Annotated in this window: 26 protein-coding genes and 1 pseudogene; 15 read left to right on the top strand and 12 right to left on the bottom strand. The window is 69.8% G+C overall.

Going from position 1 to position 23,687, the window contains the following annotated elements; translation table 11 throughout:
* Positions 1-12: 12 nt before the first annotated feature.
* The 7 genes from nadA to C516_RS0107590 all read right to left on the bottom strand — a co-directional run bounded on the left by nadA (position 13) and on the right by C516_RS0107590 (position 8,318).
* Positions 13-1,083 carry a quinolinate synthase NadA gene (gene nadA, locus C516_RS0107620; RefSeq protein WP_018717772.1) on the bottom strand — a complete coding sequence of 357 codons (1,071 nt, stop codon included), beginning with the start codon at positions 1,081-1,083 and terminating at the stop codon, positions 13-15.
* A gap of 34 nt (positions 1,084-1,117) precedes the next feature.
* Positions 1,118-1,789 (bottom strand): NUDIX hydrolase, encoded by a 672-nt coding sequence (locus tag C516_RS0107615; protein WP_018717771.1) that lies wholly within the window; start codon positions 1,787-1,789, stop codon positions 1,118-1,120.
* A gap of 365 nt (positions 1,790-2,154) precedes the next feature.
* Positions 2,155-3,171, bottom strand: coding sequence for an NAD-dependent epimerase/dehydratase family protein (locus tag C516_RS18940; RefSeq protein ID WP_040409329.1), 1,017 nt, complete (start codon positions 3,169-3,171; stop codon positions 2,155-2,157).
* Between the two features lie 165 nt (positions 3,172-3,336).
* Positions 3,337-5,679 (bottom strand): xanthine dehydrogenase family protein molybdopterin-binding subunit, encoded by a 2,343-nt coding sequence (locus C516_RS0107605; protein ID WP_018717769.1) that lies wholly within the window; start codon positions 5,677-5,679, stop codon positions 3,337-3,339.
* Positions 5,676-6,143: a (2Fe-2S)-binding protein gene (locus C516_RS0107600; RefSeq protein WP_018717768.1), complete on the bottom strand. Its 468-nt coding sequence runs from the start codon at positions 6,141-6,143 to the stop codon at positions 5,676-5,678. Before C516_RS0107600 ends, C516_RS0107605 begins: the two co-directional genes overlap by 4 nt.
* A 265-nt stretch (positions 6,144-6,408) precedes the next feature.
* On the bottom strand, positions 6,409-7,179 hold the full coding sequence (locus tag C516_RS0107595) for a carboxymuconolactone decarboxylase family protein (RefSeq protein WP_018717767.1): 771 nt from the start codon (positions 7,177-7,179) through the stop codon (positions 6,409-6,411).
* 245 nt (positions 7,180-7,424) lie between these two features.
* The gene (locus C516_RS0107590) at positions 7,425-8,318 is read right to left on the bottom strand and encodes a LysR family transcriptional regulator (protein WP_018717766.1); all 894 of its coding nucleotides are present in this window, start codon (positions 8,316-8,318) and stop codon (positions 7,425-7,427) included.
* A 101-nt stretch (positions 8,319-8,419) separates the two neighbouring features.
* Here C516_RS0107590 and C516_RS0107585 point away from each other — a divergent pair, with 101 nt between their 5' ends.
* From C516_RS0107585 to C516_RS21680, 5 genes and pseudogenes are all read left to right on the top strand, one after another.
* Positions 8,420-9,067, top strand: coding sequence for an NADPH-dependent F420 reductase (locus C516_RS0107585; protein WP_018717765.1), 648 nt, complete (start codon positions 8,420-8,422; stop codon positions 9,065-9,067).
* A gap of 183 nt (positions 9,068-9,250) precedes the next feature.
* A complete protein-coding gene (locus C516_RS0107580; protein WP_026321016.1) occupies positions 9,251-9,961 on the top strand; it encodes a dihydrofolate reductase family protein in 711 nt (236 codons plus the stop codon).
* A 119-nt stretch (positions 9,962-10,080) separates the two neighbouring features.
* Positions 10,081-10,557 carry a (R)-mandelonitrile lyase gene (locus C516_RS0107575; RefSeq protein WP_018717763.1) on the top strand — a complete coding sequence of 159 codons (477 nt, stop codon included), beginning with the start codon at positions 10,081-10,083 and terminating at the stop codon, positions 10,555-10,557.
* Positions 10,558-10,613: 56 nt separating this feature from the next.
* Positions 10,614-11,375: an SDR family oxidoreductase gene (locus tag C516_RS0107570; protein WP_018717762.1), complete on the top strand. Its 762-nt coding sequence runs from the start codon at positions 10,614-10,616 to the stop codon at positions 11,373-11,375.
* Between the two features lie 60 nt (positions 11,376-11,435).
* Positions 11,436-11,534: pseudogene (locus tag C516_RS21680) on the top strand (twin-arginine translocation signal domain-containing protein); the annotation flags it as partial.
* A gap of 9 nt (positions 11,535-11,543) precedes the next feature.
* On the opposite strand, the gene C516_RS21365 reads toward C516_RS21680, so the two are convergent.
* Positions 11,544-11,744, bottom strand: a complete 201-nt coding sequence (locus tag C516_RS21365) for a hypothetical protein (protein ID WP_211210586.1) — start codon at positions 11,742-11,744, stop codon at positions 11,544-11,546.
* Positions 11,745-12,009: 265 nt separating this feature from the next.
* Between C516_RS21365 and C516_RS21360 the strand changes: the two genes are divergently transcribed.
* From C516_RS21360 to C516_RS0107520, 10 genes are all read left to right on the top strand, one after another.
* The gene (locus C516_RS21360) at positions 12,010-12,519 is read left to right on the top strand and encodes a zinc-binding dehydrogenase (RefSeq protein ID WP_211210585.1); all 510 of its coding nucleotides are present in this window, start codon (positions 12,010-12,012) and stop codon (positions 12,517-12,519) included.
* 224 nt (positions 12,520-12,743) lie between these two features.
* On the top strand, positions 12,744-13,103 hold the full coding sequence (locus tag C516_RS0107560) for a cyclophilin-like fold protein (protein WP_018717760.1): 360 nt from the start codon (positions 12,744-12,746) through the stop codon (positions 13,101-13,103).
* A gap of 144 nt (positions 13,104-13,247) precedes the next feature.
* Positions 13,248-13,664 carry a (R)-mandelonitrile lyase gene (locus C516_RS0107555; RefSeq protein WP_018717759.1) on the top strand — a complete coding sequence of 139 codons (417 nt, stop codon included), beginning with the start codon at positions 13,248-13,250 and terminating at the stop codon, positions 13,662-13,664.
* Positions 13,665-13,707: 43 nt separating this feature from the next.
* Positions 13,708-14,589 carry an aldo/keto reductase gene (locus tag C516_RS0107550; protein WP_018717758.1) on the top strand — a complete coding sequence of 294 codons (882 nt, stop codon included), beginning with the start codon at positions 13,708-13,710 and terminating at the stop codon, positions 14,587-14,589.
* Positions 14,590-14,751: 162 nt separating this feature from the next.
* Positions 14,752-15,741, top strand: a complete 990-nt coding sequence (locus tag C516_RS0107545) for an aldo/keto reductase (protein ID WP_026321015.1) — start codon at positions 14,752-14,754, stop codon at positions 15,739-15,741.
* A 207-nt stretch (positions 15,742-15,948) separates the two neighbouring features.
* Entirely contained in the window at positions 15,949-17,376 is a 1,428-nt protein-coding gene (locus C516_RS0107540) for an MFS transporter (protein WP_018717756.1), read from the top strand.
* A 31-nt stretch (positions 17,377-17,407) separates the two neighbouring features.
* The gene (locus C516_RS0107535; protein WP_018717755.1) at positions 17,408-17,638 is read left to right on the top strand and encodes a tautomerase family protein; all 231 of its coding nucleotides are present in this window, start codon (positions 17,408-17,410) and stop codon (positions 17,636-17,638) included.
* A 95-nt stretch (positions 17,639-17,733) separates the two neighbouring features.
* Positions 17,734-18,750 (top strand): zinc-dependent alcohol dehydrogenase family protein, encoded by a 1,017-nt coding sequence (locus tag C516_RS0107530; protein ID WP_026321014.1) that lies wholly within the window; start codon positions 17,734-17,736, stop codon positions 18,748-18,750.
* A 154-nt stretch (positions 18,751-18,904) separates the two neighbouring features.
* Positions 18,905-19,855: a quinone oxidoreductase family protein gene (locus C516_RS0107525; protein WP_026321013.1), complete on the top strand. Its 951-nt coding sequence runs from the start codon at positions 18,905-18,907 to the stop codon at positions 19,853-19,855.
* A 100-nt stretch (positions 19,856-19,955) separates the two neighbouring features.
* Complete coding sequence (locus tag C516_RS0107520) at positions 19,956-20,327, top strand: DUF2255 family protein (RefSeq protein ID WP_018717752.1); 372 nt, start codon at positions 19,956-19,958, stop codon at positions 20,325-20,327.
* A gap of 138 nt (positions 20,328-20,465) precedes the next feature.
* Here the strand turns inward: C516_RS0107520 and C516_RS0107515 are convergent, their stop codons facing one another.
* Genes C516_RS0107515 through C516_RS0107500 form a run of 4 tightly spaced genes read right to left on the bottom strand, consistent with a single transcriptional unit; the run spans position 20,466 to position 23,529 of the window.
* Entirely contained in the window at positions 20,466-21,266 is an 801-nt protein-coding gene (locus C516_RS0107515) for a lipoate--protein ligase family protein (protein WP_018717751.1), read from the bottom strand.
* Positions 21,256-21,498, bottom strand: coding sequence for a biotin/lipoyl-containing protein (locus tag C516_RS0107510; RefSeq protein WP_018717750.1), 243 nt, complete (start codon positions 21,496-21,498; stop codon positions 21,256-21,258). The genes C516_RS0107515 and C516_RS0107510 overlap by 11 nt, the downstream gene beginning before the upstream one ends.
* 3 nt (positions 21,499-21,501) lie before the next feature.
* Positions 21,502-22,524, bottom strand: coding sequence for an alpha-ketoacid dehydrogenase subunit beta (locus C516_RS0107505; RefSeq protein ID WP_084594124.1), 1,023 nt, complete (start codon positions 22,522-22,524; stop codon positions 21,502-21,504).
* 18 nt (positions 22,525-22,542) lie between these two features.
* The gene (locus tag C516_RS0107500) at positions 22,543-23,529 is read right to left on the bottom strand and encodes a thiamine pyrophosphate-dependent dehydrogenase E1 component subunit alpha (RefSeq protein WP_018717748.1); all 987 of its coding nucleotides are present in this window, start codon (positions 23,527-23,529) and stop codon (positions 22,543-22,545) included.
* Positions 23,530-23,687 lie beyond the last annotated feature (158 nt).

Here is a 23,687-nt window from a genome sequence, read left to right as displayed (position 1 = left end):
TCGCCGCCGCCTTCAGGCGTCGCCGTTGCCCAGAACGGCCTGGCGGCGCTCGCGGCCGAAGGTCATCATCCGCCCGAGCGAGATCCGGGCCTGCTCGGCCACGGCCTCGTCCACGAAGATCTCGTTGTCCAGGCGCTCCAGCGCACCGGCGAGGTTGCGCAGGCCGTTCATCGCCATCCACGGGCAGTGGGCACAGCTCTGGCAGGTGGCGCTGCGCCCCGCCGTGGGCGCCTCCATGAGCTCCTTGTCCGGCGCGGCCTCGCGCATCTTGTGAAAGATGCCGTTGTCGGTGGCAACGATGAACCGCGATGCCGACGAGGTCGTGAGCGCCTGCAGCAGCTGCGAGGTCGAGCCGACGACGTCCGCCTGCTCCACCACCGAACGCGGCGATTCCGGGTGTACCAGCACCGGCGCATCGGGGTAGCGCGAGCGCAGCTGTTCGAGCTCGCTACCCTTGAACTCCTCGTGGACGATGCAGGCCCCGTCCCACAGGAGCATGTCCGCGCCGGTCTCGCGGCGGATGTAATCGCCGAGGTGGCGGTCCGGCCCCCAGAGGATCGGCTCGCCGCGCGCGTGGAGGTGCCGGATGACGTCCACCGCAATGCTGGAGGTCACGACCCAGTCCGCACGCGCCTTCACCGCCGCGCTGGTGTTGGCGTAGACCACCACCGTGCGCTCCGGGTGGGCGTCGCAGAAGGCGGCGAACTCGTCCGGCGGGCAGCCCTCGTCCAGCGAACAGGTCGCCTCCAGCTCGGGCATGATCACGCGCTTGTCCGGGGTGAGGATCTTGGCGGTCTCACCCATGAAGCGCACGCCCGCCACCACCAGGGTCGAGGCAGGGTGATCCGCGCCGAAGCGCGCCATGTCCAGGGAGTCCGAGACGTGGCCGCCGGTCTCGTCCGCCAGGGCCTGGATCTCCGGGGCCGTGTAGTAGTGCGCCACGAGCACCGCGTCGCGGGCCTCGAGCAGCTCGCGAATGCGTGCCCGCAGGGTATCGGCCTCACCGGCGCGCAGGGTCTCGTCCGCGCTGAAGGCCTCGGCCCGCAGGTGTGTGCCGGTGCGTGCCGGCTCGGCGTTGTTCATCGCCAGTCCTCCCCACACCGGGACGCACCCGGTGTCACTTGATGATCTCGACCCGGCCCGGTGTCCGGCGCCGGTACAGCCGCGCAGGGCGGTGATTGCCCGCGCGGTAGGTCTCGCCGGTGGGCTCGACGCACTCCAGCGCACCAATGCGCTTGCGAAAGTTGCGCTTGTCCAGCGGTTCGCCGCCGATGACCTCGTAAACGCCCTGCAGGTGGCTGAGGGTAAAACGCTCCGGCATCAGCTCCAGGGCGATGGTGGAATAGGCGAGCTTGGCCGACAGCCGGCGGTGCGCCATGGCCACCATCTCCGCGTGATCGAAGGCGAGCGGCGGGAGCGCGTCCACCGCGTGCCAGGCGGCGTCCGGCCCGTCCGGCAGCCCCGCCGCCACGCTCGCCGGCACCAGCGCGAAGTACGCCACCGCCACCACCCGCCCGCGGGGATCGCGTCCGGGACGGCCGAAGGTGTAGAGCTGCTCGCGGTAGACACGGTCCAGTCCCACGTCGCCGCCGAGCACCCGCTGGGCCCCCTCCTCCGGGGACTCATCGTCGCGAAGCAGCGTGCCGGGCAGCGCCAGGCTGCCGGCAAACGGCGTGCGGTGCCGGCGCTGCAGGCGCACCCGCAACGCGTCGTCGCCGACACTGAAGACCACCACATCCGCGGACACCCCCAGCCAGCCGGCCGGGCACACCGCCTCCGCCTCGCGCACCGTCGTGTCCCTCCACGTACAGGAGCCTCCAACTTAGTGTCGAATCAACACTATGTCAATTCGGTTGCACCCGCCCTCACCGGTACCGCCGCACCGCCGGAGCGCACGAAAACGAGAAGACACCATCACCGGATGCGAGGATATGCGCCCTGCCCGGGGTAGACACGGCCGCTGCCATGGGAACGGCGGTCATGGCGCATCACGATCAGGGCGACGCCCGGATGAAGGGCCATCGGCCGCCGCAGAGGCAACCCCGACACCATGGACCGGGGCCTCTATCGATCGTGGCCAGAAAGGGCGTGCCGCCTGTGTACGACGAAGATGACGCGATCAATGCCGTGGGAACGTCCCTGCGGCCGGTGCCCCTACCCCTGCCCGACGGCACCGCCGAAGGGATGGCCCTTCAGCCACTCGCAGGTCTCGGCGATGGTCGTGGGGATATCGCGCATGGCCACACCCAGGCTGTCGCGGCGGGTGAAATCGAAGCGTGTCGGCGCTTCGGGCTCGCCGTCGAGCGGCGCAGGCAGCCCGGACGCCGGCACATGCCGGGCGAACTCCGCATAGAGGTCACGCCACGACCAGCTGTCGTACACGGCGAAATAGCGGCCCTGCGCCCGCGGATCCTCGTAAGCGGCGAGGAACAGCGCGGCCACGTCGGCCACGTGGGAAACGGACATGGACCCCGCCGGCACGGACTGATGCCAGCCCTGCTCACCGCGGCTCAGCCGCACGAGGAGGCTGTGACTGCCGTTCTCGAGGTGCCGGGGCAGGACCACCGGCCCGAGCATCATGGTCGGCAGGAGGATGCACAGCCGCTGGCCGTGGCCCTCGCAGAACTCGCGGACCGCGCGCTCCATCACGATCTTCTCGGCGGCGGTGAACTTTCCCGCCGCGATCTGCCGCTCCGGATCCGAGACGGCGTTCGCCTCGGTCTTCACCGCGACGGGTTCGGGCGGGTTGGTGCTCGAGGTCGAGGAGCACAGGATGACGTTGCCGACCCCCTGGCGGTCGGTGGCGCGCAGGACGTTAAGGCATCCCTCCTCGACGGGTCGGACGATCTCGTCGTAGCCCCGCTGGCGGTCGAGCCCGCTCGCCGGCGTGCCGTCCTGCGCCCGATAGATCGGCGGGAGGCAGGCGATGAACACCGCATCGGCCCCCTCGAGCGCGGCATCGAAGCTCGTGCTGTCCCCGGCGTCCGCGGAGAACAGCGTCAGCCGCTCCCCGGCCCCCGGCAATGCCATGAGATAGCGGCGTTTATCGTCGTCGCCGGCATCGCGCATCGTGCCGTTGACGTGATAGCCCCGTTCGAGTGCCGCCTTGACGATATTGGAGCCGACCAGGCCGCTGGCTCCCGCCACGCAGAGTGTTTTCCGGCTAGTCATGTCGAATTCCGATCCGTTCTGGATGATGTGCAGGCTGAAGCCGTGACCTCCGCCCCGGCACCCCGGGCTCGCGGGGCCGTGCCCGCCGCGGATCCGCTCCAGAAAGGCGCCTGCCGTGGGGCCGGCGCAGGCACGGTCCGTGGCGGGTCACGGGAAGACCGCCCATCAGGCGGACAGCTGGTCGCCGACCGGCAGCCGGCGGATGCGCCTGCCTGTCGCGGCGTGGATCGCATTGCACAGTGCCGGCGCCACCGGCGGGAGCCCGGGCTCTCCGACGCCGCCGATCGCGGCCTCGCTGTCGGGGTTGATCAGATGCACACGCGTCTCGCGAGGCGCCCTGTCGATGCGGGGGACCAGGTACTGGTGGAAGTTGTCCTGCTGGACCCGTCCCTCGCTGAAGGTGATCTCGCTCTGCATCGCGATACCGATACCCATGACGCAGGCCCCCTCGAGCTGTGCCCGTATGCGCTCGGGATTGACCTGGGGACCGCAGTCGAAGGCGATGTCGGCACTGTGGATGATGAGGCCGCCGCCGTCGCCGAGCTCCACGTCGAACACTACCGCCGTGTACGAGACGAAGCTGTTGTGCACGGCCAGTCCCAGTCCCCTGCCCTTCGGCAGGTCGCGCCCCCACCCGGCCTCGGCCGTGGCCTTCTCGATGACGGCGCGCATCCGGCCGATATCGATGGGGTAACGCTCGGGGTTCTCGCCGTAGTTCCACTGATCGCCGAAGGTCCGGGGGTCGATCTCGCGGGAGGGCCCCAGCAGCTCGAGCAGATAGTCCCGGTGATCACGCCCGGCGGCCTCGGCGAGCTCCGCGGCGAAGCTCTGGATGGCAAAGGCGTGGGGCAGGTTGTAGACGGACCGGAACCAGCCGATTCGCACGTGTGCCGGCGCCTCGGGATTCTCCAGGCGGATGGCCGGGATATCGAAGGGCATGGTGTTGAACCCCTGCCCCAGCTCGAACGGGGCGATGTGCTCCGGGTCGGGGGCGAACAGCGAGCCGATGCTCGGCGACAGGGTTCGGTGGCGCCAGCCGAGTGCCCGACCGTCCGCATCCAGGCCCGCCTCCAGGCGGTCGACGGAGACCGCGTGGAAATACGTGTGGTGGAGGTCGTCGTCCCGTGTCCACTGCACGCGTACCGGTCGGCCGTCGAACGCCTTTGTCAGGCTGGCGGCCTCCTGGGCGAAGTCCGGCTTGGATTTGCGCCCGAAACCACCGCCGAGCAGCGTCACGTTGACCGTGACGTCCTCCGGCTCGAGCCCGAGCCGCTTGGCCACCCCGGAGCGGGTGGCGCCCGGGTTCTGTACCGGGGCCCAGACCTCGGCGCGGCCGTTCACGATGCGCGCCACCGCCACCGGCGGCTCCATCGGCGCCTGTGCCATGTGCGGCATGTAGTAGGTGGCGCTCACGCGCTCCGCGGCATCCGCCAGGGCGCTTTCGATATCCCCCTCGTCACGGATCACCTTGCCCGGCGCGCGGGCGGTCTGCTGCAGCTGCTTGCGGTAGGCCTTCGAGTCATAGGCGGCGTTATCGCCGGCGCTCTCGAGGTTCCAGTCGATCTTCAGCGCCTTGCGCCCCTGGATCGCCGCCCAGGTGTTCTCGGCGACCACGGCGACACCGCCCAATGGCTTGAAGCCCGCCGGCTGACCGGTGCCGTCGATCTCCACCGTCCGCAAGACGCCGGGGACCTTTAGCGCCTCGCCGTCGTCGACGCTGCGCAGCATGGCGCCGTAGACCGGCGGCCGCGCCACGACGGCATACAGCATGTCCTCGAACGCGACATCGGCGCCGTAGACGGCCTGCCCGGTGACGATATCCTCGCCGTCGATCGCCTTCGGGCGCACGACACTGCCCCGCTTCACGTCGTAGGCGGGACCGGCATCCTCGCCGATGTAGCGCCACTCGGACTGCGGCTTGAGCTCGAGACGCTCCCGCGGCGGCACCGACAGCTCCCGGGCCGCGGCGGCCAGATCCCCGAAACCAAGCTCCCGGCCACTGGCAGCGTGGACCACGGCGTGCACCCGGGCATGGCACTCGGAGGCCGGCACGCCCCAGCGCTCGGCAGCGGCGCGCTCCAGCATCATCCTCGCGGCCGCGCCGGCGCGACGTATCGGCGCGAACCAGTGGCGCATGCTGCGCGAGCCGTCCGTGTTCTGGTTACCGTACTTCTCCTGGTCCGCCGGTGCCTGCTCGACACGCACGCGGTCCCAGTCGGCACCGAGCTCGTCGGCGGCCACCATCACGAGGCTGGTGCGTATGCCCTGCCCCATTTCGGCACGATGGTTGGTGACCGTGACCGTGCCGTCCGCGTCGATGCGGATGAACACGTTCGGGTCGTCGACCCAGCCATGGGGCATGGCGTCGGCGCCATACTCCTTCTCCTCCTCGCCGAGCGCGAGGTCCCAGCGGGCCGCGAGCACCAGGGCGCTCCCGGCGGCCAATCCCTTGAGAAAGTGACGGCGGCTGACGTTGGCGAGCAGCAGATCGTCCACCGGGGTGTTCATGCCTCGTCCTCCTGCGTTGCCGCGGCCCTGTGGATGGCCTGGCGGATGCGGGCGTAGGTGCCACAACGGCAGATGTTGCCGCTCATGGCCTGGTTGATCTGCTCGTCATCCGGTGCCGGGTTGTCCCGGAGAAGTGCGGTGGCACTCATGATCTGGCCGGCCTGGCAGTAGCCGCACTGGGCGACGCCGAGATCGAGCCAGGCCTGCTGGACACGCCGGCCCACCGCATCCTCGCTCATGGCCTCGATGGTCGTGACGGCCTTGCCTTCGGCCTGGGAGACCGGTGTGACACAGGAGCGAACCGGTTCGCCGTCGAGATGGACGGTGCAGGTGCCGCACAGCGACATCCCGCAGCCGTACTTCGTGCCCGTCAGGCGACTGACGTCACGCAGATACCAGAGCAGCGGGGTCTGGGGGTCACCGTCGAAGCGGTGGGTCTTTCCATTGACGGTAAAGGTACTCATGGTCGTTCCTCACGATTCAGTGCGGGCATGTCATGCCGGCCCCGCTAACCGTGTTTGCCTTTGATCGAGTGTGGATATGGGAGACGCGCGAAACGGACCATCGCGCGCGGCCGAGCCGGTGGTCACGCTCCCGCCCACCCGGCGGCGGATGCACGGCGTGTCCCCGGCCGGGCCCCGGAGGACGGCCCTGCAAAAGTCGCCATAGGCACGGTGCCCGGGAACCGGACACCGTGCAGATTGCATAGAAGGCGCTACCGGACGTCTTTCATTCCCCTTTCCGCGATTCGAAAACGTCCCGGGCAACGGGCAGCGCCGAGAAGACATTGGGCCAACCGGCGTAGAACGCCAGGTGCGAGAGCATCGCCGAGGCCTCGTCCTTGGTGAGGCCGTTATCCATCGCGCGGTTGAGATGGAACGGGATCTGCTCCACATGGCCGGCGGCGATCAGCGCGGACACCGTGACGAGACTGCGCTCGCGTGGCTCGAGCGCCGGGCGCAGCCACAGGTCACGGAAGAGGAGCTCCTCGGTATTGTCCACCACGCCCTGGGACACATCGCCATAACGCTTCTGCACGTAGGCCTGGCGTTCCGCCTCCGCCTCCTTGTCGAGGGGGAGCATCTCCTGCGGCGCCGCAGCCGGGAGCTCGTCACGGGAGATACCGCGCTGCTCGTACACCGCCGCCGCCGCATCGACGGCGGTCATGGCGTTCTGCCACCCCGCATAAAAGGCGAGATGCGTGATGGTCTCGGAGATCGCCGCGGGGCTGACGCCGTTGTCGAGGGCGACACGGATGTAGTTCGGCAGGTCCTCGCCCTGGTTACGGGCGATGAGCGCCGCCACCGTGACGAGGGACCGGTCCCGTTTCGATAGCGCATCGTCCTGCCACTCACGCCCGAGCAGGTCGTCCCTGGTATAGCGCTCCAGGGCCGGGGCAACACTGGAGAGCTTCCCGGTATCGACGTCGACGCCCGGCTGCGCCATGGCGGCCGGTGCGGCGAGAGACAGGGTGAACGCGGCGAATACGGCTGCTCGCATGGCTCGTTCCTCAGTGGCTACTGAATACCGCGGTTGGGAAACCCGGTGGCAATCACACCGTCCGAGGACCGTAACTGCCTGCCGCCGTTGGATTAACCAGCCCGGCTCCATAGGAGCCATGAGTCGCACTCATCAATACGGGGAAGCGCTCCCCCTCTTTCCGGCGGGGTGAGAGCCGCGTCAGCGAACCGCCGGATTCACCCGGGTCGGTACGGCCCCCATTGCGGGGCCGTCCGGCGACGGGCTCATTCCCCGTGACGCATCGCCTCGAGAATGACGTTGAAGGCCGGCGAGGACCGCCGGCGGTGTGGATAGTAGAGGTAGTAACCGGGGAACGGCGGACTCCAGTCCTCCAGCACCGGCACCAGCCTACCCTCGTCGATATGCTCGCGCACGAGGCCCTCGGGTACGTAGCCGATCCCGTAACCCTCGAGCGCCGCGTCAACGATCGGGCCGATGGTATTAAAGGTCAGCTGCCCGTTCACCCGGACATGGAGCTCCCGCCCGTCCTTCTCGAACTCCCAGGCATAGATGGAACCGTGCGTGGGCAAACGCAGGTTGATGCAGCAGTGGTCCGTGAGGTCCCGCGGCACCCGGGGCAGCTCCCGCCCCTCGAAATAGGACGGCGCCCCCACGGCGAGCATGCGGAAATCCGGTCCAACCCGCACGGCGATCATCCCTTCCGACACCTGCTCCCCGAGGCGCACGCCCGCGTCGAACTTCTCCGCCACGACGTCGGTGAGGGCGTAGTCCGTGACCACCTCGACATTGATATCCGGATAGTGCTTCAGCACCGGCGCCAGCTTCGGCCAGATGACGGTGTCCGCCGCGTGATCGGTCGCGGTGATCCGTATCGTCCCGGCCGGTCGGTCCCGCATCTCGACCAGGGCCTCCAGCTCGTTCTCGATCTCCGCGAAGTGGGGGGCGATGCGCTCGAGTACACGCTCGCCTTCCGTCGTGGGGCTGACCCGGCGCGTGGTGCGCATCAGCAGGCGGATGCCGAGGCGCTCCTCCAGGCCCCGCACGGCGTGGCTCAGGGCAGACTGCGAGACGCCGATCTGCGCCGCGGCACGGGTGAAGCTTCCCACGCGAGCCACGACGACGAAGGACATCAGGTCGACAACATTCTCTCTCAGCATTGATGAACCTTCCTCATTAATCCTTTCTGATTATAGGGGGTTTTCCCGGGACCGCGGGGTGCTACTTTCCCGGCCAGGCAAATCGGCGATCGGAGGCACCCATGAAGATCGGGATACTCGGCTCGGGTTTGATGGGCGGGACGCTCGGGACCATCTGGGCAATGGCGGGGCACGAGGTGACGTTCAGCTACGCGCGAACCCCGGGGAAGCTCGATCGCCTTGCCCGGGGGGCCGGTGCGCGGACCGGAACACCGGCGGAGGCCGTGCAGACCGCCGATGCGGTCCTGCTCGCGGTGCACTGGTCGCGGGTGGAGGACGTGGTCTCCCGGGCCGGGGACATGGACAACACCATCGTACTCAACTGCTGTGTCCCCCTCGACCGCCAGAACCGCGACCTCGTGGTCGGGACGACGACGTCGGGGGCGGAGGAACTGGCACGCCTGCGACCCGACGTGCGCTTCGTTTCCACGTTCAACACCAGCCCGAGCGAGGCGTTGTTCAACGTCTTCAGCGCCCGTGACGAGTCACCCCGCCCCCATCTTCTCTACTACGGCGACGACGCGGACGCCAAAGCGGTAGCCGGGCGGCTCATCGCGGACGTCGGCTACGAGCCGCTGGATGCCGGCCCGCTCCGAACCGCACGCTTCGTCGAGCCCTTCGCGATGGTCACCGCCGAGCTCGCCTACGCCCAGCCGGGCGGCCCGGAACTCGTGTACCGCTTCGACCGGATTCACCGGCACAGCGAATGAGCTAATGAGTGGTGCTCATGACTCCAAGAAACGTACCCCCGTTTATTCGCATCACCCGGCGGACTACGGTTTCCCTCGTAGTCATAGCGCCTGACGTGGATTCGCAAGGCCACTGAATCGCTGCCGACGTGAATAACCCTGCCCGCAACCCGGGCGATGAGCAACCCGAGCCAGCAAGGATCCATGCGCCCGAAGATTACCTGCCACATGATTACCTCTCTCGACGGCCGTCTCTGCCCGGAGCGATGGAGCGATCCGGTGGGCAGTCGCGTCATGGACCTCATCGACGCGCATTACGACACCGCCGCCGAGCGGCTTGGTGGCGAGGGCTGGATCGTCGGGCGCCGGACGATGACCGACTACGTCGATCAGAACCAGAGCCCCCCGCTCCTGGAGACCCCCAGGGAGCGCCCGGCTTACTTCCAGGAACGCGCCGGCCGGGACGTCGCGGTGGCCATCGATCCCTCGGGACGCCTGCGCTTCGACCAGGGCGAGGTCGACGGGGATCACGCGGTGGTGGTGCTCTCGCAGCGGGTCCCGGACGAGCACCTCGAGCGGCTCCGGGAAGCGGGCGTCTCCTATGTGTTCGCCGGCCCCCACGGCGACGACCTCGCCGAGGCGATGGAGATACTGGGTGACGCCTTCGGAATCGGCCATCTCGTCCTCGAAGGCGGCGGGGCGACCAACGGCGCGTTCCTGTCGGCTGGCCTCATCGACGAGGTGAGCACGCTGATCTGCCCGGCGATCGACGGGCTCGCCGGCATTCCGGCCATATTCGAACACTCGGACCCGTCGGGCAGGGCGCCGTCGGAGGGGCAACACCTGCGCCTGCTCTCCTGCCAGACCCTGTCGGGCGGCGTGATCTGGCTGCGACACGAGATCGCGCACGGCTGACCCGGAACGGCACCGCACCGGGCGGCGGCCACCGCCTCGGCGACGACCGTGCCACGGGCGTATCGCGATCCGCACGGGTGTACACGCACCGACACTCGGAGTGACAAGGGAGCCTGTCCATGAAGACCTCCACCCTGACGCTGACCGCGATCCTGACCCTGGCCTGTGCCGGGCGCGCCCTCGCCGAGGGCATGCAGGTCTCCAGGAACGGTAGCCGCGAGGGCTTTATCGGCTCGGGCGAGCACTTCACCGGGACCGCCTACGTGGAACCGCTGTTCGCGGCCAACGATCCGTTCCGGTCCAACGGCGGCGAGGTCACCTTCCTGCCCGGCGCCCGTTCGAACTGGCACACCCACCCCGCCGGGCAGGTGATCATCGTGACCGGCGGTACCGGCTGGGTCCAGGAGGAAGGCGGCAGAAAGGTCGTCATGCAGGCGGGAGACGTCATCTGGACACCACCGGGAGTGAGGCACTGGCACGGCGCGACCGACACGACCGCGGTCACGCACATCGCCGTCCAGCAGTTCAAGGACGGCGAGAACGTCATCTGGGGCGAGCCGGTCAGCGACGAACAGTACGCCGGCGGCACGGAATAGCCCTTCCCGGCCCCGCCGTTGGGGGCCGGTCTCGAACAGCAACGCGGAGGTTCCGAATGAACCACGATTTCACCGGAAAAGTCGCGCTGGTCACCGGCGCCGCGTCCGGCATGGGGCTGGCGACGGCCAGGGCATTCGCGAATGCGGGGGCCTCGGTCACGCTGGCGGATATCGACGGCGCGGGCGTGAGCGCCGCGGCCGAGGAGCTCGCCGAAGGCGGCGCACGGACGCTCGCGGTGACCTGCGACGTGACCCGGGAGAGCGCCGTCCGGGAAATGGTTGAGCGGACCGTCGCGACCTTCGGCCGCCTGGATGCCGCCTTCAACAACGCCGGCGTGCAGTCCATCGCCACCGAGACCGCCGATCTGGAAGGCGAGGAGTTCGACCGGGTACTCGGCATCAACCTGCGCGGCCTGTGGTCGTGCATGAAGTACGAGCTGACCCAGATGCGCAGCCAGGGCAGCGGCGCCATCGTCAACTGCTCCTCGCTCGGCGGCCTGGTCGGTGTCCCCGGCCGCGGCGCCTACCACGCCGCGAAGCACGGCGTGCTCGGACTCACCAAGAGCGCGGCGCTGGAATACGCGGACCGCGGGATCCGCATCAACGCGGTATGCCCCGGCATTATCGACACGCCCATGGTCGCCGGCATGAAGGACACGGAGACCGAGGCCATGGACACTCTGATGGAACAGGTCCCGGCCCGGCGCCTGGGCACGGCGGACGAGATCGCCGAGCCGGTGCTCTGGCTCTGCGGTCCGGGATCGAGCTTCGTCGTCGGCCACGCCCTGGCAGTCGACGGCGGCTATACCGCCCGGTGAACGGGGCACGGGAGACGCGCCGGCGCTGAACGGTCAAGGTCCGCGACGCACCCACAGTCCATGAGCACGCGGGACCCCCGCGGGAGAAAGGAGATCGACATGGATCATTTCAAGCACATATCGAGAAGGGATTTTCTCCGGAACTCCGCACTCGCCGGCGGCGGTGCGCTACTGACCGGTTCGGGCGCCGTCCTCGCCCAGAACGGCACGGGCGGCGGCGAACGGCACGGCGATCAGGCGCAGCCCGTCGGCGCCAAGGGGTACGCCGCCCGCGACGAATCGGGCTCGCTGAGCCCCTGGACGTTCCAGCGCAGGGCGCTGCGGGCGCGCGACATACTGGTCGACATCCAGTACTGCGGGGTGTGCCACTCGGATATCCACCAGATCCGGGGCGACTGGGGTCCCCAGCAGTATCCCCAGGTCCCCGGACACGCTGTACACGTACGGCTACCCCGACCCGCTCGCCCCGACGGGGATCACCCAGGGCGGCTACGCCAACAACATCATCGTCGAGGAAGACTACGCGATCCGGATTCCCGAGGGGATCAGTCTCCAGCACGCGGCCCCGCTGCTGTGTGCCGGGATCACCACGTACACCCCCCTCCTCAACCATTCCGTGCGCAAGGGGGACCGGGTGGGTGTTGCCGGCATCGGCGGCCTCGGCCACCTGGCCGTGAAGCTGGCCGTCTCCAGGGGCGCGGAGGTCTACGCATTCACCACCTCCGAGAGCAAGGTCGAGGACATCCGTGCCTTCGGCGCGAAGGAGGCGGTGGTCGTGGAATCGGCCGAATCGCTCCGCCCCTACTACAACACGCTGGACACCATGATCTCGACGATACCGGCCGCCTACGAGGTCGGCGCCTACATTCCCCTGGTGCGCGCGCACGGCACGTACACGCAGGTGGGCGCACCCGGCGAGGCACTGTCCTTCGATCAGATGGTGTTCCTCTTCAACAGGGTCACTTACGAGGGCTCGCTCACCGGGGGCATCCCCCAGACCCAGGCGCTCGTGGACTACTGCGCCGAGAACGGGATTCACCCGGAGATCGAGGTCATCCAGGCGAACAAGGTGAACGACGCGTGGTCGGACGTCCTGGACAAGGCGGCGCGATACCGCTACGTGATCGATGCGACGACCATCTAGGGACGCCGCATCCGGTCCGCCCCCCGGGGAACGGGCGTGCCCGTCCCACGGGGCAGATACAACGGCGGGTCGGCCCGCCCCGCCCTGATCGGTGATGGCGGCCATTCGGCATGTTGAGGGCCCTGGACCGACGATTCCTGCGCACCGCGATCGGCGGCGTCGCCCTGCTCGGGGCGTGCGTTGCGTACGCCGGGAACACGCGATCCGAACCGACGGAGGACACCATGAGGATACGCATCACGGTGGAGGACACGGAGCTGGTGGCGCGCCTGGAAGACACGCCGGCGGCCCGCGACTTCGCCGCCATGCTGCCCCTCGAGCTCACCCTCGAGGACTTCCATGCGACCGAGAAGATCGCGGACCTGCCGTCCCGGCTGTCGACGGAGGGCGCCCCCAAGGGGGTGGACCCCGACGTGGGCGACGTCACCTACTACGCCCCGTGGGGCAACCTGGCCCTGTTCTACCGCGATTTCGGCTACGCGAACGGACTGGTCCGGCTCGGCCGGATCGAGGGGGACGTGAGCGCGCTCGAGGCCAGGGGAGCGCTGCGGACCCGCATCGAGCTGATCGATCCCCCGCAGTGAACGCGGCCGACCCGCGCGGTACGGCCTTCCCGTCCGATTACCGGGACACCCGGCAGCGGAACCCGGTTCGCACGGCGCCGTCCTGATGACGGCACCCCGTAACCCTGCCCCCATCGGGGGCCCCCTACCAGAGGAGCAAATACCATGCACGACATCCATCGAGCCGGATCACGGCCCTCCAGCGCCGGCCCCGCCGACTACTTCAGTGGCACCGTGCGCATCGACCCGCTCTTCCAGTCGGCCGAGCCGGCACGCGCCTCCGGTGCAAGCGTGACCTTCGAGCCCGGCGCGCGCACCGCGTGGCATACCCACCCCCTCGGCCAGCACCTGATCGTCACGTCCGGCTGCGGCATCGTGAAGTGCGAGGGAGAACCGGCAAGGATCATCCGTCCCGGTGACGTGATCCAGTGCCCGCCGAACGAGAAGCACTGGCACGGCGCCATGCCCGGCACCGCCATGACCCATATCGCTATCCAGGAGTCGCTCGACGGCACGCCCGTCCACTGGCTGGAGAAGGTCACCGACGAGGACTACGACGCCGCGGTCGCGTCGGCGGAGTAAGGGCCTTGTCGCTCGGCCCCCATTTCAACCGAGGACACCTCCCATGAAGGGACCGATGCTGACACTGGGCAATGGACTCGGGATGCCGGCCTTCGGGCTCGGCGTCTTCCAGTCCGGCCCGGCGGAGACCGTCGAGGCGGTCAGGACCGCACTGGCGGACGGCTACCGCCTGATCGACACCGCCACCCGGTACATGAACGAGGCGCAGGTCGGCCAGGGCATCCGCGAGAGCGGCGTGCCCCGGGACGACCTCTTCGTCCAGACGAAGCTCTGGATCAGCGACTACGACTACGACCGGGCCCTGCGGTCGTTCGACCGCTCGATGGAGGAGCTCGGCCTGGAGACGCTCGATCTCTATTTCCTGCACTGGCCGGTGCCGAAACACTTCGAGCGCACCCTCGAAAGCTGGAAAGCGGCAGTGAGGCTGCTGGAGGAGGGCCGGGTCAGGGCGATCGGCGTATGCAATGCCTCGCCCGACGATATCCGGCGGCTCACCGAGGCGAGCGGCGTCACACCGGCGGTCAACCAGGTCGAGCTGCATCCGTATCTGGCCCAGCCGGAACTCCGGAAGGCGAACCGCGAGATGGGGGTCGTCACCCAGGCGTGGTCGCCGATCGGCGGCATCAAACGCTACCTGGGTGAGGCGGCGGCGACGGGCGACCCGCTTCGGGACCCCGTCGTCGTCTCGCTGGCCGAGCGGTACGGCAAGACCCCGGCCCAGATCGTGCTGCGCTGGCACATCGAGCTCGGCAACTCGGTCATCCCGAAGTCGGTCCGTGCCGGCCGCATCCACGAGAACGGCGACATCTTCGACTTCTCGCTGACACGTGACGAGGTCGCCGCGATCGAGGCCCTCGACCGGGGCGAGAGAGGCGGCCCCGACCCCGCCGAGGTCACGCCGGAGACGTTCGGCAGCGGGGACTGATCCGGGCCCTGACGGGCGACACCCGGGTGACCGCAGGGCCCCGCAGTGACGCGGGTGCCCCGCGCCGCCCCCCCGGCCGCGGGGGAACGGACAGGGTTATTGGCGGCCCCGGGATGGCCGTCACACCGGGACATTCTCTTCACGCAACGGAGTGGCACGACCATGCACAAACGCAGACTTGGAAGCAGGGGACCGGAGGTCTCGGCCATCGGGCTGGGCTGCATGAGCGTATCCGGCGCCTATGGCGAAACGCCGGACAGGCAGGACATGGTCCGCCTCATCCGCACGGCCGTGGAGCGCGGCGTCACCTTCTTCGATACCGCGGAAATCTACGGCCCCTTCCGCAGTGAGGAGATCGTCGGCGAGGCGCTGGCGCCGTTCCGTGACCAGGTGGTGATCGCGACCAAGTTCGGCTGGAACATCGACCCCGACACCGGCGATGTCCTCGGCGGCCTCAACAGCCGCCCGCAGCAGATCCGGCGGGCCACCGAGGGGATGCTGAAACGTCTGGGAACGGAGTGCATCGACCTCCTCTACCAGCACCGGGTCGACCCCGAGGTGCCCATGCCGGAGGTCGCAGGCACGGTGAAAGAGCTGATCGACGAGGGCAAGGTCAGGCACTTCGGCCTGTCCGAGGCCGGCGTGCGTTCGATCCGCGAGGCGCATGCGGTTCAGCCCGTCACCGCGCTGCAGAGCGAATACTCGCTGTGGACGCGGGACCCGGAGGCCGAGATCCTCCCCCTGCTGGAAGAACTCGGGATCGGACTCGTGCCGTACAGCCCGCTGGGCAAGGGCTTCCTCACGGGCGGCATCGGCCGGGGGACGCGGTTCGACGGCTCGGACCTGCGTGCCCGCATCCCGCGCTTCGAGCAGCAGAACCTGGAGGCCAACCTGGCGTTGGTCGACGTCCTCCGCCGGATCGCCGAGCGCCGGAACGCCACGCCCGCCCAGATCGCGCTGGCCTGGTTGCTGACCCGCCGGCCGTGGATCGTCCCCATACCGGGCACCACCAGGCCGGCACGCGTGGAAGAGAACGTCGAGGCGACGACGGTGACACTGACCGACGACGATCTCCGCGAGATCGAGGACGCCGACTTCACGGTCCAGGGGGCACGCTATCCGGACGACCTCATGAAGCTCTCCGGCCGGTGACGCGCTCCGCCCTTCCCCGCTCGGGGGACACCGCGACCCGGGACGTCCCCCGAACGGCGGCGCCGGGTCTTCGGCCCTGCGGGGCAGCCCCCCGACACCGGGGCACGCCGTCGACCCACCCGTCACCGAGCCCCTGACCAACACACGAACGCAGCGCGCGCGGGACCGATGGCCCCATGGCCCCGGCCCGCCGGCGCGGAGTGGTGCATGAACGCAGCAACGAACACAGACGCCCCGAGCCCCGGCTCGATCCTGGCCGTCGCGGCCGCCGGCCCCCTGCTGGTGCTCGTGGCGTTCACGCTCCCCCTGACCACGCTGATGAGCACGGCCGGCGCCCTGGGCGTGGGCCCCGGCATCCAGGCCTGGATCATGAGCGGCATGAGCGTCGGGGCCGCCGCCGGCCTGCTGAGCAGCGGCGCCATCGGCGACGACTACGGACGGCGCCGGGTATTCGTCGGCGGGGCCCTGCTACTGGCCATCGCATCGATCCTCGGCGCCCTCGCGCCGACGGCGCTGGTGCTCGTCATCGCCCGTGTCCTGGGGGGACTGGGCGGCGCCGCCATCCTCGCGTGCGGCCTTGGCCTGATCGGTCACACCTTTCCCTCCGGCGCGCCCCGTGCCCGGGCGACCGGGGTCTGGGCCGCCGCGCTCGGGGCCGGTGTGGCGATCGGGCCGCTGCTGTCGGCGGGTCTCGACCACCTGGGCGGCTGGCGCCTCCCCTACGTGTTCACCGCGCTGGCGGCGACCGCGCTCGCCGGGACGGCCCGGCGGGTTCTGCCGGAGTCCCGTGCGCCGGTGCCCCGCCGCATCGACCTGGCCGGCACCCTGCTGCTCGGGGGCGGGATCGCGGCGCTGCTGTCCGCGCTGGTCGAGGGGCGCATGGGCTGGGACCGCCCGCTGGTGGTTGCCCTGCTGGTCCTGGGACTGGTCCTGCTGGCCGGATTCGTGGCGGTCGAACGCCGGATCGAGGGGCCGATGCTCGATATCGCGCTCTTCCGCTGCCCCGATTTCCTCGGCGCGACGACGGCGGCGTTCGCCGCCGGCGCCGGCGTGCTCTCCCTGGTGTCATCCCTGCCGATGCTGCTCGAACGGGCCCTGGGCACCAGCACGCTGCTGTCGGCCCTGATGCTGCTCGCCTGGTCGGCGACCAGCGTCGTGACCGCCTTCGGGGTCCGGTGGCTGCCCACGGGGGTGACGCCCCGGACCCAGCTCATCGCCGGCCTCCTCGGCTCCGCCGCGGGACAGCTCGGCCTGATCGGGCTCTCCCTGGACGGGACGCTCACGCGCCTGCTGCCGGCACTGCTGATCGCCGGGGCCGCCTACGGCGTACTCAACGCCGCCCTCGGCCGTCAGGCGGTGGCGAGCGTGCCCGCCGGCAGGACCGCCATGGGCAGCGGCGCCAATAACACCGCGCGTTACCTCGGCTCCGCCGCGGGGCTGGCGCTGGTCACCGTACTCGTCACCCACGCGGGTCCCGGGTCCGGGCCCGCGGGCCTGCTCGCCGGCTGGAATGTCGCGGTGCTGGTGACCGCGGGATTCTCGCTCCTCGGTGCGCTCGTCGTGTTCTTCGCCCACGAACGCCCGGCACCGGAAACCGCGCCCGCAAGGGAAAACACACCGCCGGGAAGCGCATGAGCTTCGCGGCTGACAGGCACAGGAGAAGGCAATGCCGCATGTCGTCGTCAAGCACCGGCCAGGCAAGTCGGAACGGCAGAAGACCGAACTCGCCGAGGCCATTACCCGGGATGTCGTGAACCATCTCGACGCCGCCGAAGAGGAGGTGTCAGTCGCCTTCGAGGAGATAACGCCCGGCGACTGGGCCGAGCGGGTCTATCGCCCGGAGATCCGGGACAAGTGGGACCAGGTCTACAGGAAACCCGGTTACGAGATGGAGTGACCCGTCCTGCGACACCAGGACGGGGGCAACGCGACGCCCCGGCCTCAACGGGCAGACCCCCGATACACCATCAACGCTCTCAGGGAGTAATCATCATGAAGGGAACAATGCTCTATGGCCCTCGTGACGTTCGTTTCGAGGACATGGAATCCCCCAGGATCGTCCACCCCACGGATGCCGTCGTGCGCCTGGCCGTCACGTCCGTGTGCGGCTCGGACCTCTGGCCCTATCGCGGCCTCCAGCCCCTCGACGGACCGTCGCCGATGGGTCACGAGTACAGCGGGGTCGTCGAGGAGGTCGGCAGCGCCGTGACCTCGGTGAAGCCCGGCCAGTTCGTCATCGGCTCGTTCTTCGCCTCGGACAACACCTGTCCCCACTGCCGCCACGGCTACCAGCCCTCCTGTGAGCACGCGGAGTTCGTCGGCGGCGCGCAGGCGGAGCTGCTGCGCGTTCCCCTCGCCGACGGCACGCTCGTCGCCACGCCGGAAACGCCCGCCGACGATCTGCTGCCGAGCCTGCAGGCGGTCTCCGACGTCTTCGGCACCGGCTGGTTCGCGGCGGAGGCGGCGAACGTGCAGCCCGGCTCCACCGCCGCAGTGGTCGGCGACGGCGCGGTCGGCCTGCTCGGCGTGCTCTCGGCCAGGCTCAAGGGCGCCGAGCGGATCATCGCGATGAGCCGTCACGAAAAGCGCCAGCAGCTGGCGAAGGAGTTCGGCGCGACCGATATCGTGACCGAGCGCGGTGAAGAGGGCATCGCCCGCATCAAGGACATGACCGACGGCGTCGGCGCCGACTCGGTGCTGGAGTGCGTCGGCACCCAGGAGTCCATGTCGCAGGCCATCGGCGCGATGCGTCCCGGCGGATTCGTCGGCTACGTCGGCATGCCGCACGGCGTCTCGCTCGAGGGCGAGAAGCTGTTCTTCACCCACGCCCATCTCCACGGCGGGCCGGCACCGGTGCGCAACTTCCTGGACGAGCTGATCCCGCTCATCTGGGACCGGAAGATCGACCCGGGCAAGGTCTTCGACGTGACGATGCCGCTGGACCAGGTCGCCGAGGCCTACAAGGCCATGGACGAGCGGCGTGCGATCAAGGTCCTGCTTCGCCCTTGAGGCACAGGGCATGACCGGCGCTGGCGGGGCACGCCGCGGGGTCCCGTGGCGAGACCGTGTGGCCCCCGCCACCCGGCGGTACTCATTTCCCGGGACCGGGAGGCTGCCTGCGCCAGCCCCCGGCCCCGGCTTCCTGGCAACATGGAGCAACGAGATGCGTGCAGTAGGTTTGAACGAGTACGGCGGTCCGGACGTGCTTCACCTGGTGGAACTCCCCGACCCGGAGCCCGCCCCCGGCGAGGTCCGCGTGAGGGTGCAGGCGGCCGGTATCAATCCCGCCGACGTAATGCTGCGCCAGGGTGATCTCGCCGACCTCTACGCGGGAGTCGATCCACCCTTCGTGCCCGGCATGGATATCGCCGGTGTCATCGACGCCGTCGGCGACGGGGTCGAGGCGGGGTCCGTTCCCGCGGTCGGGGAGAAGGTCGTGGGGATAGTCGACAACCACGGCCGTTACGGCGGATACAGCGAGTACGTGTGCCTGCCCGCGGCCTCCGTCACTCCGGTGCCGGCGGGCACGGACATCCCCGCTGCGGCGGCATTCCTGATGAACGCCCTCACCGCCCGCAACGCCCTGGACACGCTGGACCTGGCACCGGGCTCGACCCTGCTGGTCACCGGCGCGGCGGGGGCGGTCGGCACCTACACCACGGCCCTGGCGAACGACGACGGCCTCCGTGTCGTGGCCATCGCCTCGCCGCAGGACGAGGCCTATCTGCGCGACCGGGGGGCCACGGACTTCGTCCCGCGGGGTGAAGACGCCGCGGAGCGTGTGCGCGAGGCGTTCCCCGACGGCGTCGACGCCGTCGTCGACGCGGCGAGCCTCGGCGGGCGGATCGCCCCCGCCGTTCGTGACGGCGGCATGTTCATCATCCTGCGTCCGGCGGAGCAGACGAGCTTCGGCCGCGGCATGACCGTGACGTTCGTCAACGTGCGCGAGCGCGCCACCGACCACGAGGCGATCGCCCGGATCGCCCGGCAGGTCGAAAGCGGTCTGCTGCCCCCGCGGGTGGCAGGGACGTTTCCCGCCGCCGAGGCGAGCGAGGCCCATCGGCGACTCGACGCCGGCGGGGCACGCGGGCGGTTCGTGCTCGAGTTCGACTGAGCGGCGACGCGGAACGAGGAACCGGGGTCGCCGGCTTCGGCGGCACGACGCCGGCCGAAGCCCGCGATCCCGGACGTGAAACCCACCGGAGGTTACTGCAATGACGGCATGGTCAGAAGATGTCCTTCACCGGATCGTCGGGGCCGACGATCTGCACATCGCCCCCTTCCGCGACGACGGCAGGACGTACGGGACCCCGACCTGGATCTGGTCGGTGACCGTCGACGGCGCCCTCTATGTCCGCGCCTACAACGGCCGGAACTCCCGCTGGTACCAGGCCGCTGTCGCGCAGAAAGCGGGACGGATCGCCGCCGCGGACATGACGCTGGAGGTCGCGTTCGAGCCCGTCACCGGGGCCGTCAACGACCGCATCGACGACGCCTACCGGGCGAAGTACGGGGCCAGCCCCTACCTCGCAGCGATGATCGGGGATCGTGCCCGCCCGGCAACGGTCAGGATCACGCCGCGCTGAGGCCGGCATCGCGCCTGCCGCCGATCCGCAATCCGAGGGGGCAGACGGGTCCCAGCAGGCGTGGCCGCTTTCGTGAGCACATCGTGGGCTACACGCGCGGGGCGCGTTTGGCCAACGGCAATCAGACCGGTCTATCCGTTACGGCGACCCGACGGCCTGTTCCGGCAAAGCCCGCGGGACTGTGTCCCCTGCCTCCGGGGACAGCGCCTCCGCCAGCGCGGCGTCGAAGGCCGCGGCAAGACCGGAACCGTCCGGTACCCCCCCGAGCTCCCGGCACACCGAGGTCACCGCCTGCGGCCGGCACCGCAGGGTACCGCCGGCCAGCTCGTGGAACCGGTTCACCGCATGGCACAGGGCCTCCGGTTCGCCGTCCAGGAGCACGGAGGCGGTGATCATCACGTAGCCGCCCCTGTCCACCGGGCCCCGCCACACCTGGGCCAGACCGGCGAGCTTGCGCCCGCCCACGGCGATATCCCGGCTCCCGGCACAGAAGGCGTCCGGCACCGTCCCCGTCGCCGCGCCCAGGCCGAGCCGCGCAAGCACGGCAACCACCGGCTCGGCCATGCAACGGTAGAACCGCTCCAGCGACGCCCCCGAGCGCCGCGGCAGGATGCGGGCGAGCTGAACGCTGTGCAGCCCCACGGGAAACGCGCTGCCGCCAATGTCGCGCCCGCACACCGGCCAGCCTTCGGCCGCCAGCCGCTCGCAGGCATCGCCGAAGCCCGGCAGTCCGCGCTCCGCCCCACCGACGACCAGTGCCGGTGCACAGCGCCAGATCAGGGTCGCCGGCGGCCGGTGCCCGGCCCCCACCGCCGCGGCCACGTCGCGCTGCCAGTCGAGGCCCGCCGCGGCCGTGAGTCCGTCGCGCCGGAACGGCCCGGTACCGGGCGACCCCGGCCGGTCCCGACCGGCGCCGCCAAGTACCGCGTCACTGCTCATCGATGCGGCCGATCACCGTGCCCGGACGGACCACACCGTCCTTCGCCACCGTGATCGCCAGCCGCCCGGCCGCCGGCGCGGTGATCTCCATGGTGGCCTTCTCCACCATGATCTCCGCGACCGTCTCACCGGCGTCGACCTCGCTGCCGTCCCGGTAGAGCCAGTTGGCCACCACCCCCTCCGGCGTTATGTCGGCGTCCCAGAGCCCCTCCGGTATGCGTACGTCCGCCATCGTTCAGGCCACCGCCCGGTTCAGGGTCTGCTGCACGGCAGCCCGGATCTTTTCGGCGTCGGGCAGCGCGAACCGTTCCATCGGCCGGCTGTAGGGGATGGGGATATCCGGGCAGGCCACGCGGCGGGGCGCGCTCTTGAGCAGGCCCGGGTCGGTCTCCGCCACCGAGGCGATGATCTCGGCGGTCAGGCCGAAGCTGCGGTAGTCCTCGTCGGCCACCACCAGGCGCCCGGTCTTGCGCACCGACGCCAGTACCGCCTCCCGGTCCAGGGGCACCAGGCTGCGCAGGTCGATGACCTCCGCGTCGACGCCGTCCTTCGCCAGTGCCTCGGCGGCGGCGAGTGCGTGGTGCACCGTCATGCTGATCGCGACGATGGTGACGTCGCCCCCCTCGCGCACCACCCTGGCCTCGCCGAAGGGGATGGCGTAGGGATCCTCGGGCACCTCGGTGGACGCCCCTTCCGGCGCGGCCATCCAGGCCAGGCCCTGCAGCCCCTTGTGGAACATGTAGAGCACCGGAGCGTCATCGCGGATCGCCGAGGTCATCAGTCCCTTGGCGTCGTAGGCGTTCGACGGTGCCACCACCTTCATCCCCGGCAGATGGGCGAACGTGGCGTGCAGCGTCTGCGAGTGCTGGCCGGCGTCGCTGTAGCCGCCTCCGGTCGCGGTCATCAGCACCATCGGCACCTTGCTGTTGCCGCCTGAGAAATAGGTGTTCTTGGCCGCCAGGTTGTAGATGGCGTCCATGCAGACGCCGAAGAAGTCGACGAACATGAGCTCGACGATGGGGCGCATGCCGGCCATGGCCGCGCCCACGCCCGCCCCGATGAAGGCCGTCTCCGAGATCGGGGTGTCGCGCACCCGTTCCTCGCCGAACTCGTCGAGCAGCCCCGTGGTGGAACTGAATATCCCCCCGTAAGGCCCCACGTCCTCGCCCATGACGAAGACCGTGGGGTCGACGCGCATCTCCTGCGCGATCGCTTCCACCATCGCGCGCGAACCTGTCAGTACTCGATTCCTGGACATCTGACCCACCTCCTCGGGTTACGCGAACACGTGCTCCAGCGCGTCCTCGGGCGCCGGCTCCCCGCTCTGGCGCGCGAACTCGAACGCCGCGTCTACCTCGGCCCGGACCCGGGTCAGCGCCTCGTCCGCCTCGGCCTCGGTGACGCCGGCGTTGTCGAGCATGTGCCCGCGCAGCCGATCGATGGGGTCCCGGGCCTTGAGCCGCGCCACCTCGTCCTTCGGCCGGTAGACCTCCGGGTCGCCCTGGAAATGGCCGTAGTAGCGGTAGGTCTGGACCTCGATCAGGGTCGGACCCTCGCCCCGGCGTGCCCGTGCCACGGCCTCGCCGGCGGCATCGAACACGGCCAGCGTGTCGTTGTCGGCCACGTGCACGCCGGGCATGTCGTAGCCCCGGGCGCGCACGCTGTTGTCCGGCACCGCGGTGGACCGGCTCTTCGGCACCGAGATCCCCCAGGCGTTGTCCTCGATGACGAACACGACCGGCAGGCGCCACAGCGACGCCAGGTTGAGCGCCTCGTGGAAGGCGCCCTGGTTGGCAGCGCCGTCGCCCAGGTAGGCCACCGCGACCGCGTCGCTACCCTGCAGCCTGGCGGCCAGGGCCGCGCCGGTGGCGGGACCGGCGCTCTCGCCGATGATGCCGCTGCAGGCGAAGTTCACGGCCGGATCGAACAGGTGCATGTGCCCGCCGCGCCCGCCCGCCAGGCCGTCTCGCCGGCCGTAGATCTCGGCGGTCATCCGGTTGAGGTCCACGCCCTTGGCGATGGCCACGTGGTGGGGGCGGTGGGTCGCCGTCACCGTGTCGCCGGCACGCAGGTGCACGCACACGCCGGCGGCGCAAGGCTCCTGGCCGGCGGCCAGGTGCATCTCGCCGGGCACCAGCCCGGCACCGATGTCGAACTTCGGGGTCTTTCCCTCCATGTAGGCCCTGGCCATCGTGTCCTCGTAATGGCGCGCCTTTGCCATGGCGGCGTACATCCACAGCAGCTGGTCCTTGCTCGGTTCCATTGCCACTCCTCCGGCCGGGGCGATATCCGGGCGTTTCTGCGGTTGACCGGATTTCAGAATAGCGCCGGATTCAGCACACCGGGGTTGACGACGGTCAATACGCGGAATAAAGGGGGGATTGGCGTGGGGAGGGCCGGGGGCTTGTCCGGACGCTTCAG

Origin of the sequence: Arhodomonas aquaeolei DSM 8974 (assembly GCF_000374645.1) — a bacterium.
GTDB classification, from domain to species: Bacteria; Pseudomonadota; Gammaproteobacteria; order Nitrococcales; family Nitrococcaceae; genus Arhodomonas; species Arhodomonas aquaeolei.
Note: the sequence above shows the minus strand (reverse complement) of the source record. Positions and strands in the feature narration are given on the sequence as shown.